15 protein-coding genes are annotated in these 15,833 nt (G+C 64.2%); 12 read left to right on the plus strand and 3 right to left on the minus strand.

All coding sequences use genetic code 11. The annotated features are described in order from the left end of the window. The first annotated feature begins 81 nt into the window (after window positions 1–81). Complete coding sequence (ppk2, locus tag MJ8_RS15545) at window positions 82–1,002, plus strand: polyphosphate kinase 2 (RefSeq protein WP_201415180.1); 921 nt, start codon at window positions 82–84, stop codon at window positions 1,000–1,002. A gap of 197 nt (window positions 1,003–1,199) precedes the next feature. Here the strand turns inward: ppk2 and MJ8_RS15550 are convergent, their stop codons facing one another. The 3 genes from MJ8_RS15550 to MJ8_RS15560 all read right to left on the minus strand — a co-directional run bounded on the left by MJ8_RS15550 (window position 1,200) and on the right by MJ8_RS15560 (window position 4,071). Then, window positions 1,200–1,844: a dihydrofolate reductase family protein gene (locus MJ8_RS15550; protein WP_201415181.1), complete on the minus strand. Its 645-nt coding sequence runs from the start codon at window positions 1,842–1,844 to the stop codon at window positions 1,200–1,202. 140 nt (window positions 1,845–1,984) lie between these two features. Beyond that, window positions 1,985–3,016, minus strand: coding sequence for a porphobilinogen synthase (gene hemB / locus MJ8_RS15555; protein WP_201415182.1), 1,032 nt, complete (start codon window positions 3,014–3,016; stop codon window positions 1,985–1,987). Between the two features lie 242 nt (window positions 3,017–3,258). Next, window positions 3,259–4,071 carry a DUF2066 domain-containing protein gene (locus tag MJ8_RS15560; RefSeq protein ID WP_201415183.1) on the minus strand — a complete coding sequence of 271 codons (813 nt, stop codon included), beginning with the start codon at window positions 4,069–4,071 and terminating at the stop codon, window positions 3,259–3,261. Window positions 4,072–4,249: 178 nt separating this feature from the next. On the opposite strand from MJ8_RS15560, the gene MJ8_RS15565 reads away from it, so the two are divergent. The 11 genes from MJ8_RS15565 (at window position 4,250) to MJ8_RS15615 (ending at window position 15,832) form a co-directional block, all read left to right on the plus strand. Next, window positions 4,250–5,293: an enoyl-CoA hydratase/isomerase family protein gene (locus MJ8_RS15565; protein WP_201415184.1), complete on the plus strand. Its 1,044-nt coding sequence runs from the start codon at window positions 4,250–4,252 to the stop codon at window positions 5,291–5,293. Next, window positions 5,290–5,712 carry a DUF6163 family protein gene (locus tag MJ8_RS15570; RefSeq protein WP_201415185.1) on the plus strand — a complete coding sequence of 141 codons (423 nt, stop codon included), beginning with the start codon at window positions 5,290–5,292 and terminating at the stop codon, window positions 5,710–5,712. The genes MJ8_RS15565 and MJ8_RS15570 overlap by 4 nt, the downstream gene beginning before the upstream one ends. A 344-nt stretch (window positions 5,713–6,056) precedes the next feature. Next, window positions 6,057–6,572: a transcriptional regulator LdtR gene (gene ldtR / locus MJ8_RS15575; protein ID WP_067001002.1), complete on the plus strand. Its 516-nt coding sequence runs from the start codon at window positions 6,057–6,059 to the stop codon at window positions 6,570–6,572. Between the two features lie 468 nt (window positions 6,573–7,040). Beyond that, window positions 7,041–8,294, plus strand: a complete 1,254-nt coding sequence (locus MJ8_RS15580; RefSeq protein ID WP_201415186.1) for a L,D-transpeptidase family protein — start codon at window positions 7,041–7,043, stop codon at window positions 8,292–8,294. A gap of 211 nt (window positions 8,295–8,505) precedes the next feature. Next, window positions 8,506–9,507 carry a LacI family DNA-binding transcriptional regulator gene (locus tag MJ8_RS15585; protein WP_201415187.1) on the plus strand — a complete coding sequence of 334 codons (1,002 nt, stop codon included), beginning with the start codon at window positions 8,506–8,508 and terminating at the stop codon, window positions 9,505–9,507. A 38-nt stretch (window positions 9,508–9,545) separates the two neighbouring features. Beyond that, window positions 9,546–10,550 carry a BMP family ABC transporter substrate-binding protein gene (locus MJ8_RS15590; protein WP_201415188.1) on the plus strand — a complete coding sequence of 335 codons (1,005 nt, stop codon included), beginning with the start codon at window positions 9,546–9,548 and terminating at the stop codon, window positions 10,548–10,550. Window positions 10,551–10,632: 82 nt separating this feature from the next. Beyond that, a complete protein-coding gene (locus tag MJ8_RS15595; RefSeq protein WP_201415189.1) occupies window positions 10,633–12,168 on the plus strand; it encodes an ABC transporter ATP-binding protein in 1,536 nt (511 codons plus the stop codon). Then, complete coding sequence (locus MJ8_RS15600) at window positions 12,168–13,196, plus strand: ABC transporter permease (protein WP_201415190.1); 1,029 nt, start codon at window positions 12,168–12,170, stop codon at window positions 13,194–13,196. Before MJ8_RS15595 ends, MJ8_RS15600 begins: the two co-directional genes overlap by 1 nt. Window positions 13,197–13,206: 10 nt before the next feature. Continuing rightward, window positions 13,207–14,124: an ABC transporter permease gene (locus MJ8_RS15605; RefSeq protein WP_201415191.1), complete on the plus strand. Its 918-nt coding sequence runs from the start codon at window positions 13,207–13,209 to the stop codon at window positions 14,122–14,124. Beyond that, window positions 14,121–15,080, plus strand: a complete 960-nt coding sequence (locus tag MJ8_RS15610) for a nucleoside hydrolase (RefSeq protein ID WP_201415192.1) — start codon at window positions 14,121–14,123, stop codon at window positions 15,078–15,080. Before MJ8_RS15605 ends, MJ8_RS15610 begins: the two co-directional genes overlap by 4 nt. After that, window positions 15,077–15,832 (plus strand): glutamine amidotransferase, encoded by a 756-nt coding sequence (locus MJ8_RS15615; RefSeq protein ID WP_201415193.1) that lies wholly within the window; start codon window positions 15,077–15,079, stop codon window positions 15,830–15,832. Before MJ8_RS15610 ends, MJ8_RS15615 begins: the two co-directional genes overlap by 4 nt. Window position 15,833: the final 1 nt, after the last annotated feature.

Below are 15,833 nucleotides of genomic sequence, written 5' to 3' on the forward strand. Positions count from 1 at the left end.
TCAGTCGGCTCAAGGAATGTCCGTCCGGAGCCGGCGCGGATTCCGAGGCGATGATGGCTGACAGGCAGACGGAGCTGCGCGATGAATGACTCGAAACCGAATTCCGGGGCGAAGGACTGGCTCGAAGCCGAACTTGAGGACACGCTCGACGAGGACTATGAACTGGAGCTTTCCGAACCGGCGCTCTCGCTGGAGATCGCCAAGATCTACAAGAAGTCGCACCCGCCTTCCATCGAGCGGATGACATATTTCCGCGAGCTGCTCAGGCTGCAATCCGAGTTGATCAAGCTGCAGTCATGGGTCGCCTACCACAAGAAGAAGCTGGTGGTGGTCTTCGAGGGCCGCGACTCCGCCGGCAAGGGCGGCGTCATCAAGCGCATCACGCAGCGGCTCAATCCGCGCATCGCCCGCGTCGTGGCGTTGCCGGCACCGACGGAGCGCGAGAAGTCGCAATGGTATTTCCAGCGCTACGTGCCGCATCTGCCGGCGGGCGGAGAGATCGTGCTGTTCGACCGCTCCTGGTACAACCGGTCCGGCGTCGAGCGCGTGATGGGCTTTGCCACGCCGGATCAGGTCGAGGAGTTCTTCCACGACGTGCCGGAATTCGAGCGCATGCTGGTCCGCTCCGGCATCACGCTGGTGAAATACTGGTTCTCGATCACCGACGAGGAGCAGCAGATGCGCTTCCTGATGCGCATCCACGATCCGATGAAACAGTGGAAATTGTCGCCCATGGACCTGCAGTCGCGCGTGCGCTGGGAGCAATACACCAAGGCCAAGGAAGAGACCTTCGCCCGCACCAACATCAAGGAAGCGCCCTGGTTCATCGTCGAGGGCAACGACAAGAAGCGCGCGCGGCTGAACTGCATCGACCATCTGTTGCAGCAGATGCCCTACGAGGAAGTGCCGCATGAGGAGATCACGCTGCCGGAGCGTGTCTTTAACCCGGACTACGAGCGCCAGGTGCTGCCGCGCGAGCTTTACGTGCCGCAGAAGTATTGAGCACTTTTCCTTCTCCCCGTTCCACGGGGAGAAGGTGCCCGAAGGGCGGATGAGGGCAGCGCCGGCGCCGGCGATTGAGCTGCAATTCGTCGCGCAGGCGGAATACCATGGGTAGCCCGTCGCTAATCTCCGACCGGCAGCGCTGCCCTCATTGCCCTGTCGGATTGCTCCCCGTGAACAGGGAGAAAGAGCTGTAACTACACCCGCCCGATCATCACATGCGTTGCATCGGCGGTCGCCACTTGCCCGGTGCAACGGTATCCCCGCTTCAGCATGTCGAGACCGGCGAACAGATGCTCGCCCGAGCCGAGCAGGACAGGCGAGATCGCCAGATGCATCTCGTCGATCAAGCTCTCCTGCAGATATTGACGGACGGTCGAGACGCCGCCGCCGACGCGCACGTCCTTGCCGCCGGCGGCTGCCTTCGCCTGCTCGAGCGCCGAATGGATGCCTTCGGTGACGAAGTAGAACGTTGTGCCGCCATCCATCTCGATCGGCGCGCGCTTGTGATGCGTCAGAATGAAGGTCGGCACGTGATAGGGTGGGTTGGGGCCCCACCAGCCTTTCCAATCGTCGTCCGGCCATTCGCCGCGGCTCGGCGCGAACATGTTGCGGCCGAGAATCCAGGCGCCGACATTCTCGAAGCTGCGTACCGCAAAATCGTTATCGGTATCCGTCGTCCCGCCTTCCTTGCCGATCATCTGGTGGAACGAGCGGGTCTTGATCATCCATTTGTGCAGGTTTTCGCCGCCGACGCCGAGCGGGCTGGAGAGGCTCTGGTCGGGGCCGGCGCCGTAGCCGTCGAGCGAGAGCGTAAAACAATCAACACGGAGCTTGGACACGGTTTCCTCCTGATCAGTTGTGATATGCAAGCGGAATAGCTTAACTGATTGCATTTTGCAATCAGTATTCTATCGGGCAAAAAAATCCGGCCGGCAGAGTGGCCGGCCGGTTATCCAACAGCATCAGATCAGTCGGGGGCTTATCCCTTCAGCATCTGCGCCACCACCGGCGCGAAGTAGGTCAGCACGCCGTCGCAGCCCGCCCGCTTCAGCGAAAGCAGCGATTCCAGCATCGCCTTTTCGCCATCGATCCAGCCATTGGCGGCGGCTGCCTTGATCATCGAATATTCGCCGGACACCTGGTAGGCGAAAGTCGGCATCTGGAGCTCGTCCTTCAGCCGGCGGATGATGTCGAGATAGGGCAGGCCGGGCTTGACCATCAGCATGTCGGCGCCTTCGGCGAGATCCTGCTCGGCCTCGCGCACCGCCTCGTCCGAATTGGCGTGGTCGATGTAATAGGTCTTTTTGTCGCCCTTGAGCAGGCCAGCGGTGCCGACCGCCTCGCGATAGGGGCCGTAGAAAGCCGAGGCGAACTTCGTCGCGTAGGACATGATCGCCACGTCCTGGAAACCGTTGGCGTCGAGCGCGTCGCGGATGGCGCCGATGCGGCCGTCCATCATGTCCGAAGGCGCGATGATGTCGGCGCCGGCCGCCGCCTGGATGACGGCCGCGGCGGCGACCTGCTCCACCGTCTCGTCATTGACGATGATGCCGTCGCGCAGGATGCCGTCATGGCCGTGGCTGGTGAACGGGTCGAGCGCGGCATCCGTGATGATGCCGATCCCCGGCACCGCGTCCTTGATGGCGCGTGTGGCGCGGTTGATGATGTTGTCCGGGTCGAGGATATGCGAGCCGGTCTGGTCGCGCAGCGCAAGCTCGACATTGGGGAAGGTGGCGATGGCCGGAATGCCGAGCTTGGCTGCGCGCTCGGCCTCCTTCACCGCGAGGTCGACGGAGAGGCGATAGACGTCCGGCATGGCGGCGATCGGCTCGCGCGTATTCTTGCCGTCGACGACGAAGATCGGCCAGATCAGGTCGTTCACCGAAAGCTGGTTCTCCTGCACCAGCCGGCGCGACCAGTCGGCCTTGCGCATGCGCCTGAGCCGCCGGCTGCCGGTGATCTCGTCGACGCTGCGCGCGCCGGCAGGCTTTGCGGGGGTGAATTTGTTCATGGCCGAAACTCTCTTTTGGGCCGGCTTTTACCACGCGTCTCCATCGCTGACCAATGCGACACGATTGTGCCAGCGACGAAGCGCGAGGTCCTCACCCGTCAGGGCGGGGAGAGGTGTCCGCAAAGCGGACGGAGCAGGGCGGAAAGTCTTCCAATATGAGGGCCTTTGCCGACGGAATCGGCGCCTCCTCTCTGTCTCGGCTTCGCCGAGCCGCCTCTCCCCACTTCGCGGGGCGAGGAAACTCAAGGCGCCCCGTGCCCCGACAAGATTTGCGCCGCGCCCCTGACCGCAACCCGGAAGGCCTCGTCGAAGCTGACGCCGCGCGCCTGCCAGCGATAGGTCTTGCCGCGATCGGCCAGCCGCCAGTCGGCGATCCAGCCCAGGTCTTTGTCGCTCCACACGATGCTGCCGGCGAGCGCCCGGGCCGCTCCCGTTTTCTTCGCGAGTTTGTCGAGCCTTGTCATATCGGCTTCTGAAAGCGCCTTGTCGCCAAGGCCGCCAAGCTGCCCGGCCTTGGGAAAGATGAGGCGCATCAGCAACGGACCACTCGCATTGGCGAAGGATTCGCGCATCGCCTTGCCCTGATCCTCATCAGCCGTCAGCACGAAATGCCGCGCCCCCTGCTCGACGGTCATGAAGACGGCGATCGGTGGCCGCTCGCCGAGCCATGGCCTGCTGCCGAGCTGCGCCAGGAGCTTGTCGACGACGGCAGGCTTGTAGAGGCAGGTCAGGTCGTGCGGCCTGTCATGCGTGCCTTGCTCGTCATGGATCGGGATGCCCTCGAGCCGGTCATGGTAGCGAAAGGATTGGACGAAGTCGGCCGCCTTGTCGCGCAGCGCCAGCATCTCCGTCTTCTGCGTCAGCCGCTGGTCGCCCGAGACCTTGACCAGCACCTTGTCCAGGCAATCCTTGAAGCCGATCTGCCGGTTTACCTCTCCGGTGCCGGTGACAATCGTTTGCGCCTGGTAGAGCTCGGCGATTGGCGCGGCGCGGACAGGCAGTCCTAGGCACAGGAGACCGGCCAATCCAACCACGAAGCGGGAAATTCCAGGCATGTCGATCTGCTCGAAAACCGGTCGGACGCGGGCGAGGTGCTTTGCCGGTTACCTAACATCTGGCGCGGCCGCCCGCCAGCGCAAGAGCCGCCGCCCCGGAACCACTGCCATTGACGCGTCCGCATGCCGCCTTTAGCACTTCTCTCCCCCGGCGGGCGGAGAGAAGGATTCTCTGGTGATGGATTTTGGCGGAGGCGACGAGATCCGCTTCGAGCGGCTGGGCAGGGCGGGCGTGGTCACGTTGACCCGGCCGAAGGCGCTCAACGCCGTCACGCACAACATGGTCAAGGCGCTCGGCAAGGCGTTGGACGCCTGGGAGCAGGATCCGGGCATCGGCGTCGTCGTCGTCAAGGCCGAGGGCAGGGCGTTTTCCGCGGGCGGCGATATCCTGCACATCTATGAGGCGGGCCGCGCCGGCAAGCCGCCTGTCGAGTTCTTCGCCGACGAGTACCGGCTCAATGCCCGTATCGCCCGCTTCAAGAAACCTTACGTCGCGCTGATCGATGGCATCGTCATGGGCGGCGGCGTCGGCATTTCCTTCCACGGTTCGCACCGGGTGCTGACCGAGAACGCGCAGTTCGCAATGCCGGAGGTGGGTATCGGCTTCTTCCCGGATGTCGGCGCCAGCCACTTGCTGCCGAACCTGGGCGGCTCCTTCGGCATGTATCTCGGACTGACGGGAAACCGCATCCGTTATGGCGACGCGCTGTGGTCGGGGCTGGCCACGCACACCATCAAGGCCGACGACCAGGCGGGTTTGCTCGACGAATTGGCGACGAGCGGCGATGCAAACGCGGAGCTGCGCGATTTCTTCGTGCCCGCCAAACGAGAGACCGAGCGGCAGGACCTGGAGGCGATCGCGCGCCATTTTTCGCAGAGCTCGCTCGCCGGCATTATCGACAGCCTGGAACGGGCAGGGGCTGAAGATGCCTTTGCCGCGAAGACGCTGGCGACGCTGAAAACCCGCTCGCCGACCAGCCTCAATGTCGCTTGGCGCCAGATCAGCGCGGGATCGACGCTGACGATGGACGAATGCATGAAGATGGAGTTTCGCATCCTCAACCGCATGCTGGCCGGCCACGATTTCTACGAAGGCATCCGCGCCGCCATTATCGAGAAGGGGTCGCGGCCTCAGTGGCGGCCGGCGGGCCTCGATGACGTCGGCGCGGCCGACGTCGATGCCTATTTCGCGCCGCTCGGGGATAAGGAGCTCGCCCTGTGAGCGAGGTCACCTCCAGGCGCGTGGTGCTGCAGCCCTCGACCACCGAGGTCATCTTCGCCTGGTTCCAGCGCGTCATCGCCGGCTACTGCCTTCTGTTCGGCATCCTCTACTGGATCCGCCTGATCGGCATCTATCCTGGTGCGCTATGGCGCTTCGATCTGATGCCGGTGCACTGGCAGGTGGCGGCGGCGACGCTTGCCGTCTTCTTCCCCTTCGCCGCGGCGGGCCTCTGGATGCTGGCGTCCTGGGGGCCGGTGATCTGGTTCATCTGCGCGATGACCGAGACGGTGATGTATGCCGGCTTCCCGGATCTCTTCGGCCACCGCCTGCTGATCGTAGTCTCGCACGCCTGCGTGGCGCTGCTCTATATCGTCTTCCGCGTGGTCATCTGGCTGCAGAAGCGCCAGCTCCGGCAGTAATGCATGTCGCCCGAAAGTGAGCAGCGGTTTCGGGAGAACGACATGCATCAAAAACAAAGCCTAAAGCGCGTCGCCTGGATCCGCTTCAGCGCGACGAACTTTAGATTGCCGGGCGGCTCGAGGGGCCTAGAATCGGGATTGGCGATTGCCCCAGAACCGTTGGCTAAATCTTTAGGTTAATTGTTCTTGCTCGGGTGACCGATCGTTAAGCGTCTTCCGAAACCTCTTACCGGTAAGCTCTTGTTAGCCCTGGCGTTTAAGTCGAATTTTATGAGTATTCGATAGTGTCGCGATCAAGGTGAAAAACAAAAAATCACCAAGGCGACAAACGAGAGGCAAAGACAATGATCAATTCGCGTCCGGCGGCGAAGACCGCAAACGTATCCGACGATCGCCGCGAGGCTATCCGTTCGCTGTACATGGAATCGCTGCAGCTGGTGGAGCGTCTGCACCGCCGTCTGCTTGACGTGATCAAGGACGAGTTCGACCGCAACGGCCGCTCCGACATCAACGCCATTCAGGCGCTGCTGCTCTTCAACATCGGCAACTCGGAGCTGACCGCCGGCGAACTGCGGTCGCGCGGCTACTATCTCGGCTCGAATGTCTCCTACAATTTGAAGAAGCTGGTCGACCTCGGCTTCATCAACCACCAGCGTTCGCGCATCGACCGCCGCTCGGTCCGCGTCTCGCTGACGCCGAAGGGCAACGAGGTGGCCGAGGTGGTCGCCGGTCTTTACGAGCGCCATGTCGGCTCGATCGAGGCGGTCGGCGGCATCAACACCGACGAGTTCAAGCAGATGAACCGCGCGCTGCAGCGCCTCGACCGCTTCTGGAACGACACGATCGCGTATCGGATGTAAGATCTACGAATTGGGACGGAAAAGCCGCGCCGAAGAGCGCGGCGACTGGGAAAGAGTAAGGACTGGCGCGGAAGCGCCGGTCCTTATCTTTTTCGCGAAGGCGGCACCTGCGGGAGTTTGACCGTCGCTTCGGGCGCGTAGGAGCCCGACGGGAAGGGCTAGACTTCGCATGGCCACGCCGGCATCCGCCGATGCAAAAAAGCATCGCCCCCATTTCTTTCACGTTCCCGCCGCATGCAAATCGCGGGCCAAGGTCACGTTGCCGCCATAATCGCGGGCAATGCGAAATGTAGGTGATGCTGCGGGCCTATGCCCTGCGCTCCTTGGAACCTGCGTGGCGGCGCCGCGTTTCTGGCGGCCGGTGATGCGGGCGATGGTTGGCGAATTGTTAAGTTTGCCGCCCCTAGAGTGCGGACAAGCCGCCCAGCAAGCGATTGAGCGAGAGCGATCAAACAAAGAATGTCTGCCATGAGAACCAGCCGCCGTTTTTTCCTTACCGGAGCCTCCGCTCTCGCTGCAGCCATGGTCGCCGGCCATGCGAGCGCCCAGGACGTGATCGGGGATATCCTGAAATCCTCGACGCGCGGCAATTGGGACGACCAGTTCGACGCCCGCGGCAACGACACCAACAAGGTCGCCTCGACGCTGCCGATCTTCAGCCAGCAGACGGTGGCCTTCACCGAGCAGGCCGTTGCGCAGTACCAGAACATCGTTGCCCAAGGCGGCTGGGAACAGGTTCCGGCGACCAAGAAACTGCAGCTTGGAGATAACGATCCGGATGTCGTGCCGCTGCGCAAGCGTCTGATGGTTTCGGGCGACCTGCCGCAGAGCGCCGGCATCTCCACGGCCTTCGATTCCTATGTCGACGCGGCGGTCAAGCGCTTCCAGCTTCGCCACGGCCTGCCGGCCGATGGCGCCATGGGCAAGTACACCTATGCCGCGATGAACGTGTCGGCGCAGGTCCGGCTCGGCCAGTTGCAGACCAACCTGCAGCGCCTGAAGGAAAAGGCCGGCACGCTCGGCAACCGCTACGTTCTGGTCGACATTCCGGGCGCCCAGGTCGAAGCGGTCGAGAACGACCGCGTCGTGCTGCGCCACACCGCGATCGTCGGCAAGATCGACCGCCAGACGCCGATCGTGAACTCGAAGATCAACGAGATCATCGTCAATCCGTACTGGAACGCGCCGGTCTCGATCGTGCGCAAGGACATCATTCCGCTAATGCGGAAGGATCCGAACTATCTCAAGGACAGCCACATCCGCCTGTTCGCGCCGGACGGCAGCGAGGTCGATCCGATGACCATCGACTGGTCGACGGACGATGCCGCCAAATACCGTTTCCGCCAGGATCCGGGCAGCAACAACGCGATGGCCTCGGTCAAGATCAACTTCCCGAGCCCGGACGGCGTCTACATGCACGACACGCCGCAGCAGAGCCTGTTCGGCAAGCTGATGCGCTTCGATTCCTCCGGCTGCGTGCGCGTCCAGAACGTGCGCGACCTGGTCACCTGGATCCTGCGCGACACGCCCGGCTGGGACCGCCAGCATTTCGAAGCGGCGATCAAGACCGGCGAGAACACGCCGATCCAGGTCGTCAACCCGGTGCCGGTCCACTTCCTCTATCTCTCGGCCTGGTCGACCGCCCCGGGCGTCGTGCAGTTCCGCGACGACATCTACGGCCTCGACGGCGCCAGCGAGCTGCAGATCAGCTCCGCGCTATAATCGTCTGATCTTAAACCAAAAAGGCCGCTCTCGGAGCGGCCTTTTTTGTTTCTGCGGGACAGCCTTGAAGAGCGTCGCGATCTTTCAGATCCGATAAGAACCGTAAGCCCGCCGCGATTATCTCAAAGAAGTTAGTAAACCACTTTACGCAACCGCTTTACTGGCCAAATGTTATAGGCTAGCGTTTGGTCCGTTGCTGACTGGGACGGACATGAGCACCATCAATGACGTGGCGATAATGGCGAGGGTCTCGACCACCACCGTGTCGCGCTACCTCAACAATCGCATCGAGCTTCCGGCGGAGACGGCGGCCCGCATCGACGCGGCCATCGCGGCGCTCGACTATCGCCCGAACATTCTCGCCAAGCGCCTGAGCCTTGGCCGCTCCGAGGCGATTGGCATGATGACGCCTGAGATCGCCAACCCGTTCTTTGCCGAACTGGCCGCCGCCGTCGAGGACGAGGCCGAGAAGCACGGCTATTCCGTGCTGATGAGCAGCACCGGCGGCAACCGCGAGCGCGAGCTCGCGAGTCTCAGGCGGCTGAAGGACGGTCACGTCGACGGGCTGATCATGATGACCAATCGGCCGGACGACGGCTCTTTGGCCGCGACCCTTCATCATTACGGCCATATCGTCCTGATCGACGAGGATATTCCAGGCGTCAACGTCCCCAAGATCTTCGTGGAGAACCGCGAAGGCGCCCGTGCCGCGACGCGCCACCTCATTGAAGCCGGGCACCGGCGCATCGCCCATATCGGCGGCCCGGCGAAGCTGTTCAGCGCCATCGAGCGACTGGCAGGCTACCGCGACGCCATGGCCGAGGCGAGGATAGACGTCGGCGACGGCGATATCCGCCAGGGCGAATATTCGCGCGACTTCGGCCGCGCCGCCATGCTGGACATTCTGGCTGGCGACAGGCCGCCGACGGCCGTGTTCGCCGGCAGCGATTTCATTGCCATCGGCATCATGGAGGCGGTGCGCTCCAAAGGCCTCGGCGTGCCGCAGGACATTTCGCTGGTCGGCTTCGACGACATGCCGTTCGCCGACCTGCTCGCTCCGGGCCTCACCACCGTCCGCCAGCCTACCGCTGAACTGGGCCGCATCGGGTTCGGCACGCTCAAGGCGCTGATCGACAAGGCCTCGCCGCCTGAACTCACCCGGCTCCCGGTCGCGCTGGTCAAGCGCAACTCGGTGGCGCCGCCACGCTCCTGAGAAGGACAGTTCTCAACCAAGAAAGGGGAATGAAACAAATGACAAGATCGATCGTGAAATCAATGGCATACGCCGCGGCTCTCGGGCTTGGCCTGATGACCGGCCCGGCATTCACCGCCGACTTCAGTGCCGTCTATGTGATGTCGGACAATCTCGGCGACATGGGCTTCAACGACAACGCCGCCACCGGCTTCGCCCGCGCCGAGAAGGAAGGCGTCAAGACGCGCCTGCTGCAGGCCTCGCCGACCGACCCGCAGCTCTGGCGCCAAAACCTCGAGGCGGTATCGAATTCGGGCGAATGGAGCGTCGTCTTCACCGGGCCGAACATGCATGACAACCTGGCTGACGTCGCGCCGCAGCATCCCGACCAGAAATACGTCTTCTTCGACGACGAGTTGAAGCAGCCCAACGTTCTTTCGGTGAAATACGCGCAGAACGAGGGCTCCTACCTTGCCGGCGCGCTGGCCGCGATCGCGGCGACCGACAAGAAGGATTTCCCGCTCACCTCCGGCGATCCGAAGATCGCGGTCGTCGCCGGCATGGACCTGCCGGTCATCCAGGACTTCATCCTCGGCTTCAAGCAGGGCGCCAAGACCGTCGTGGCGGATATTGATGTGCAGGTGATCTTCATCGGCAACTTCAACGACGCGCAGAAGGCCTATGATCTCACCAAGACCGCCATCCAAAATGGCGCCAACGTCGTCTTCAACGTCGCCGGCCCCGCCGGCCTCGGCATCCTCAAGGGCGCGGCGGACTCCAAGAAATACGCCATCGGCGTCGATTCCGACCAGAGCGGTCTGCACCCGGACAATGTGATCGCCTCGATGATCAAGCAGATCGGCAACTCGATCTACGACTCGATCAAGCAGATCCGGGACGGCAAGGCCGAGTTCGGCAAGCTCAAGGTCTACGGCCTCGCCAATGAGGGTGTCGGCCTCGTCTACAACGACAAGCTGGTGCCCGCCGAGATCAAGGCCAAGGTTGACGCCGCCAAGGCCAAGGTGGTCAGCGGCGAGATCAAGGTCGACACTGCTTTCAAGTAAGCCTCCCAGGACCTTGAAACGGGGCGCTGCGCAGGCGGCGTCCCGTGTGCCGACCACGAAGCCTGCCCCGGAAGTCTAACCCATGAGCGACCCAGATATCATTTTGAGCCTTGCAGGCATCGCCAAGTCGTTTGGCGACAAGGCCGCGCTCAGCCATGTCGACCTCGATGTCCGGCGCGGCGAGGTGCATGTCATCTGCGGCGAGAACGGCGCCGGCAAATCGACGCTGATGAACATCCTTGCCGGCATTCACCAGCCGAACGCCGGCTCCATCGTGCTGAACGGCAAGACCGTCACGATCGCCGACCCGATCGCCGCGAGCCGCCTCGGCATCGGCATGGTGCACCAGCACTTCACGCTCGTGCCATCCATGACCGTGGCTGAAAACCTGTTTCTCGGCCGCCAGCCACGCCGTCTGGGCATCTTCTCCGACCGCCGCCAGATGGCAGATCGCGCCCGCGAACTGATCGCGCGTTACAACTTCCATCTCGATCCGGAAGCGCCGGTGCGCACGCTTTCGGTTGGTCAGCGCCAGCGCGTCGAGATCCTGAAGGCGCTGGCATTCGACGCCGATCTCCTGATCCTCGACGAACCGACCGCCGTGCTGACGCCGCCCGAAGTCGACGAACTGATCGGCGTGGTCGACGGGCTGCGCGCCAGGGGCCGCACCATCCTTTTCATCACCCACAAGCTGCGCGAAGTGAAAGCGGTTTCCGACCGCGTGACCGTCATTCGCCGCGGCCACAGCATCTCGACGCACAACACCGCCGATGTCACCGAGGCCGACATCGCCCGCGACATGGTCGGCCGCGAGGTGTTCCTTGTCGGTCGCAAGGGCGGTGCCCGGCGCGGCTTCGGCGCCCCCGTTCTGACGCTGGACGATGTCAGCATGACCAATCATTCGGGCCGGCGTCTGCTCGATCGGATATCTCTCGATGTGCGCGCCGGCGAGGTGCTGGGTATCGCCGGCGTCGACGGCAACGGCCAGACGGAGCTCGCCGAGGCGATCGCGGGGCTGATGGCGGTGCAGGCGGGCAAGATCGTTTTTGGCGACCGGGATCTGACCGACGCCGACCTGCGCGAACGTCAGCAGGCCGGTCTTGGCTTTGTGCCGGAGGATCGCCTCGACCGCGGCCTCAGCGTCACGATGAGCGTTGCCGAGAATGTCGCCGCCACCAATTACAAACGCGCCGGATTGCTGTCCGGCGGCCTGATCGACCGACACAAGCTCGACAGCTTCGCCAGCGAGAAGATCAAGGAGTTCGACGTGCGCGGCGCGCAGCCGTCGACGCAGGCCGGCTGGCTCTCCGGCGGCAACATGCAGAAGCTGGTGATCGCCCGCGAATTGGAGCGCGATCCGTCGCTGCTCCTGATCTGCCAACCGACGCGCGGACTGGACATCGGCGCGTCCGAATTCGTCCACGCGCGCATCCTGCAGGCCGCCGACCGGGGCCGCGCCGTGCTTTTGATCTCGTCCGAGCTGTCGGAGATCTTCGCGCTCTCCGACAGGATCGGCGTCATGTATTCGGGCCGCATGATGCGGGTCCTCGACCGGGCCGAGGCTGACGAGGAGACCGTCGGATACCTGATGAACGGCGGATCGAGGGAGGCAGCGTGATGGCTCCGGCGCTGTCCGATTTCCTGCGCGTCATTCGCGCGCCGCTCGCCGCGATCCTGCTCACGCTGGCGCTCGGCTTCCTGCTGGTCGCGTCGATCACGGATGAGCCGGTCCGCGCCTATCGCGACCTCTTGCTCGCCAATTTCGATTCGCTCGGCAACTTCGCCCTGTTCCTCAACCGCGCCACGCCGCTGACCCTGATCGCGCTGGGCGTCGTCTTTTCGTTTCGCGCTGGCATCTTCAATGTCGGCGGCGAGGGCCAGCTCTACGCAGGCGCGGTCACCACCACGGTCGTCGCCATCGCCGGCGTCTCGCTGCCGGCCGTTGTGCTGATGCCAATCTCCATCATGGCCGGCGTGCTCGCGGGCGCTGCGGTCGGCTGGATCCCCGGCGTGCTCAAAGTGCGTCTCGCCGTCGACGAGGTGGTGACGACATTGATGCTCAACATCATCATTCTCCTGATCACCTCATGGCTCGCCAACCAGGTGATCCGCGACACCACGGCCTATGGCGCGGTGAGCTGGATGGTGCCGAGCTCGATCTGGCTGCCGCCCTTGCCCTTCGTTCCGCGCGCCACCAGCGGCTTCCTCGTTGCGGCTGTGCTTGCCGTCGTCTCCTGGATCGTTCTGTTCCGCACCCAATGGGGCGCCGAGGTTCGCGCGGCCGGCACCAATCTGCGCTTTGCCGAGGCCACGGGCGTGCCGGCGGCACGGCGGGTCATCTCGGCGATGGTCATTGCCGGCGGATTGGCCGGGCTGGCCGGAGCGCTTTACGTGCTCGGCGTCGGACACCGCTTCGAACAGAATTTCTCGCCGAGCTACGGGCTGGTCGGCCTGACCTGTGCCTTGCTTGCCCGCGTCCACCCGATCGGCTCGCTGGCGACCGCGCTCTTCTATGCCGCGATGCTGAACGGCGCCGCCTACATGCAGATTTCCACCGATGTGCCGCGCTCGCTGGTCAACCTTTTGACCGGCCTGCTCGTGCTGCTGATGACGGCGCGGCTTCATCGCGCCGTCCAGGCAGCGTGAGGAGACGCGCATGAACCTCACGTCGCTGCTCGCCGCGGTCCTTGAACAGTCAACCCCGATCCTTCTCGCCGCGCTGGCGGCGATGATCACGTTGCGGGCCAACATCCTCAATGTCGCGGTCGAGGGCATGATGCTGGCCGCCGCCTTTGCAGCCGTCGCCGTCGGCGATTGGAGCGGCAGCGCCTTGCCGGCCTTCCTGTCGGCGCTGGTGGTCGCGGTGGTGCTTTCGCAACTTCTTGCGCTGCTGACCTTGCGCTTCTTCGCCGACTTCATCGTGGCGGGCCTCGGCATCAATCTGCTCGCCGCCGGCGGCACGCTCTTCATCCTCGAGCGCTACTACAACAGCCCTGGCGGCCTGAGGCCGATTGCTTTTCCCGACATCTGGCACGTTCCTGCCGGATCGCTGTCCTGGTTGCCGGTGCTCGGCCCGGCCTTCGAAGGCCAAAGCATCATCGTGCTGATCGCGCTTGTCGCCGTGCCGCTCACCTATGTCTTCCTCTACAAGACCCCGCTCGGCTCAAGCCTGCGGGCAGCGGGAGAGGATGAGCACGCCGCGCGCTCCGCCGGCATCCGCATCGCCGCGATGAAGGCTCTGTCATTGGCGATCAGCGGCCTGCTGGCCGGGCTTGCCGGCGCGCAACTCGCCATGGACAAGCTGCATTTCTTCCTGCCGGACATGACCAGCGGCCGCGGCTTCATCGGGCTTGCCGCGACGCTGTTCGGCGGCGGCCAGCCCTGGATGACGGCGGCGGCATCCTTCCTGTTCGGCTTCTTCGGCGCGCTCGGCGACCGGCTGCAGGTATTCGCCATCCCCTCGCAGTTCGTGCTGATGCTGCCCTATCTTGCCGCCATCATCGGCCTGACCTTCGCCCGCTGGCGCATCCTGGTGCGCAACCGGCCGGCCAGAATTCAGGATAATCCCCAATGAGGAAGCCGATCATCCTCGACTGCGATCCGGGCAATGACGATGCTCTTGGCATCCTGGTCGCCGCGGGCCACGAGGCGCTCGACCTCAAGGCGGTGACGACGGGTGCCGGTCATCTCGCCGGCGACCGCACGGCGCAGAACGGCGCGATCGCCGTTGCCGTTACCGAACGCAAGGATGTTCCGGTCTCGGCCGGCGCGATGGGGCCAGTAGTGCGGGAAAGGCTGATCGCCGGCATTCTCGACCAGACGAGCGCGCTCGATCCGGAGCGGCCGGATCTCGACGCCGTCCCGCTCGATCCGCGTCACTCCAGCGACCTCATCGCCGAGCTCGTCTTTTCGGGCGCCGCCAGCACTGTCGTCGCCACTGGTCCGCTGACCAATCTGGCGCTCGCGTTGCGGCGCAACCCCGGCCTGGCGGAGAGGATCGAACGTATCGTCTCGCTCGGCGGGGCCTGGGGGCTGGGCAACAAGACCGCTGCGGCGGAGTGGAACGTCCTGTGCGATCCGGAGGCGGCAGCCATCGTGTTCGGAGCCGGCATTCCCTTGACGCTTGTCCCGATCGACGTGGGTCCACATGCGGTCATCACCGATCGATTGATCGCCGACGTCGAGACGGTCGGCGGCAGGGTCGGGCTCTTCGCCGCCGAGCTCCTGCGCTCGCTGAACAAAACATTTCGCCCGGGCGTGTTCGGGCCCGCCGCCATGCCGCTCAACGATCCCGTGGCATCGCTTGTCGCGGCCGAGCCTTTCCTGGCCAGGACGGTTCCGGCACGCATCGAGGTCGAGCTCGCCGGCAAGTTCACCTATGGCCGGACGGTTATCGATTTTGCCGGCCGCTCCGGGCCGCCGAACGCCGAAATCGCCGTCGAGCTTGACGGGGAGGGCATCCACGCCGCCTTCATCGCCGCGCTGAAGCGGCTGGCCAGCCGATCTGACAGAACAGGAGAGGAAGTATGACAAGGAGCCATCGCGTCCTGATCGCGGGCGAATCCTGGACCGTTCATTCGATTCACCAGAAGGGGTTCGATTCCTTCACCACAACGGAATACGCTGAAGGCGTGCGCTGGCTGCGCGACGCGCTCGAAGGAGGCGGCTGGGACGTTGTCTACCAACCTGCCCACGTCGCCGCGCGCGCCTTCCCCTTCAGCGCGGACGAGCTGGCAAAATTCGATTGCGTCATGCTGAGCGACATCGGCGCCAACACCTTGTTGCTCCACCCCGACACGTTCGTGCGCTCGAAAACGCTCCCCAATCGCCTCGAAGCGATACGCGACTATGTCCTCGGCGGAGGCGGACTGGTGATGGTCGGCGGCTACATGACCTTCCAGGGCATCGATGCCAAGGCGCGCTATCGCGACACCGAGGTCGCCGAAGTGCTGGGCGTGGAGATGGAAGCGGGCGATGACCGCGCCGAGCGGCCGCAAGGCGTGACACCACGTATCGCCGCGGCAAAACACCCGATCGTCGCCGGGTTGGAGGCGGAATGGCCGGCGCTGCTCGGCTACAATCGCTTTGCCGCCAGGCAAAAGGCGACGGTGGTCGCGACCATCGGCAACGATCCCCTGATCGTCGCGGCCGAATTCGGCAAGGGACGGTCGGTCGCTTTCGCGTCCGATTGCGGGCCGCATTGGGCGCCACCGGCCTTTGTCGACTGGCCGGGCTACACGACGCTCTGGCGGCAGATCGTCGGCTGGGCGGCGGGAGCCTGAC

Origin of the sequence: Mesorhizobium sp. J8, assembly GCF_016591715.1 — a bacterium.
Classification (GTDB): Bacteria; Pseudomonadota; Alphaproteobacteria; order Rhizobiales; family Rhizobiaceae; genus Mesorhizobium.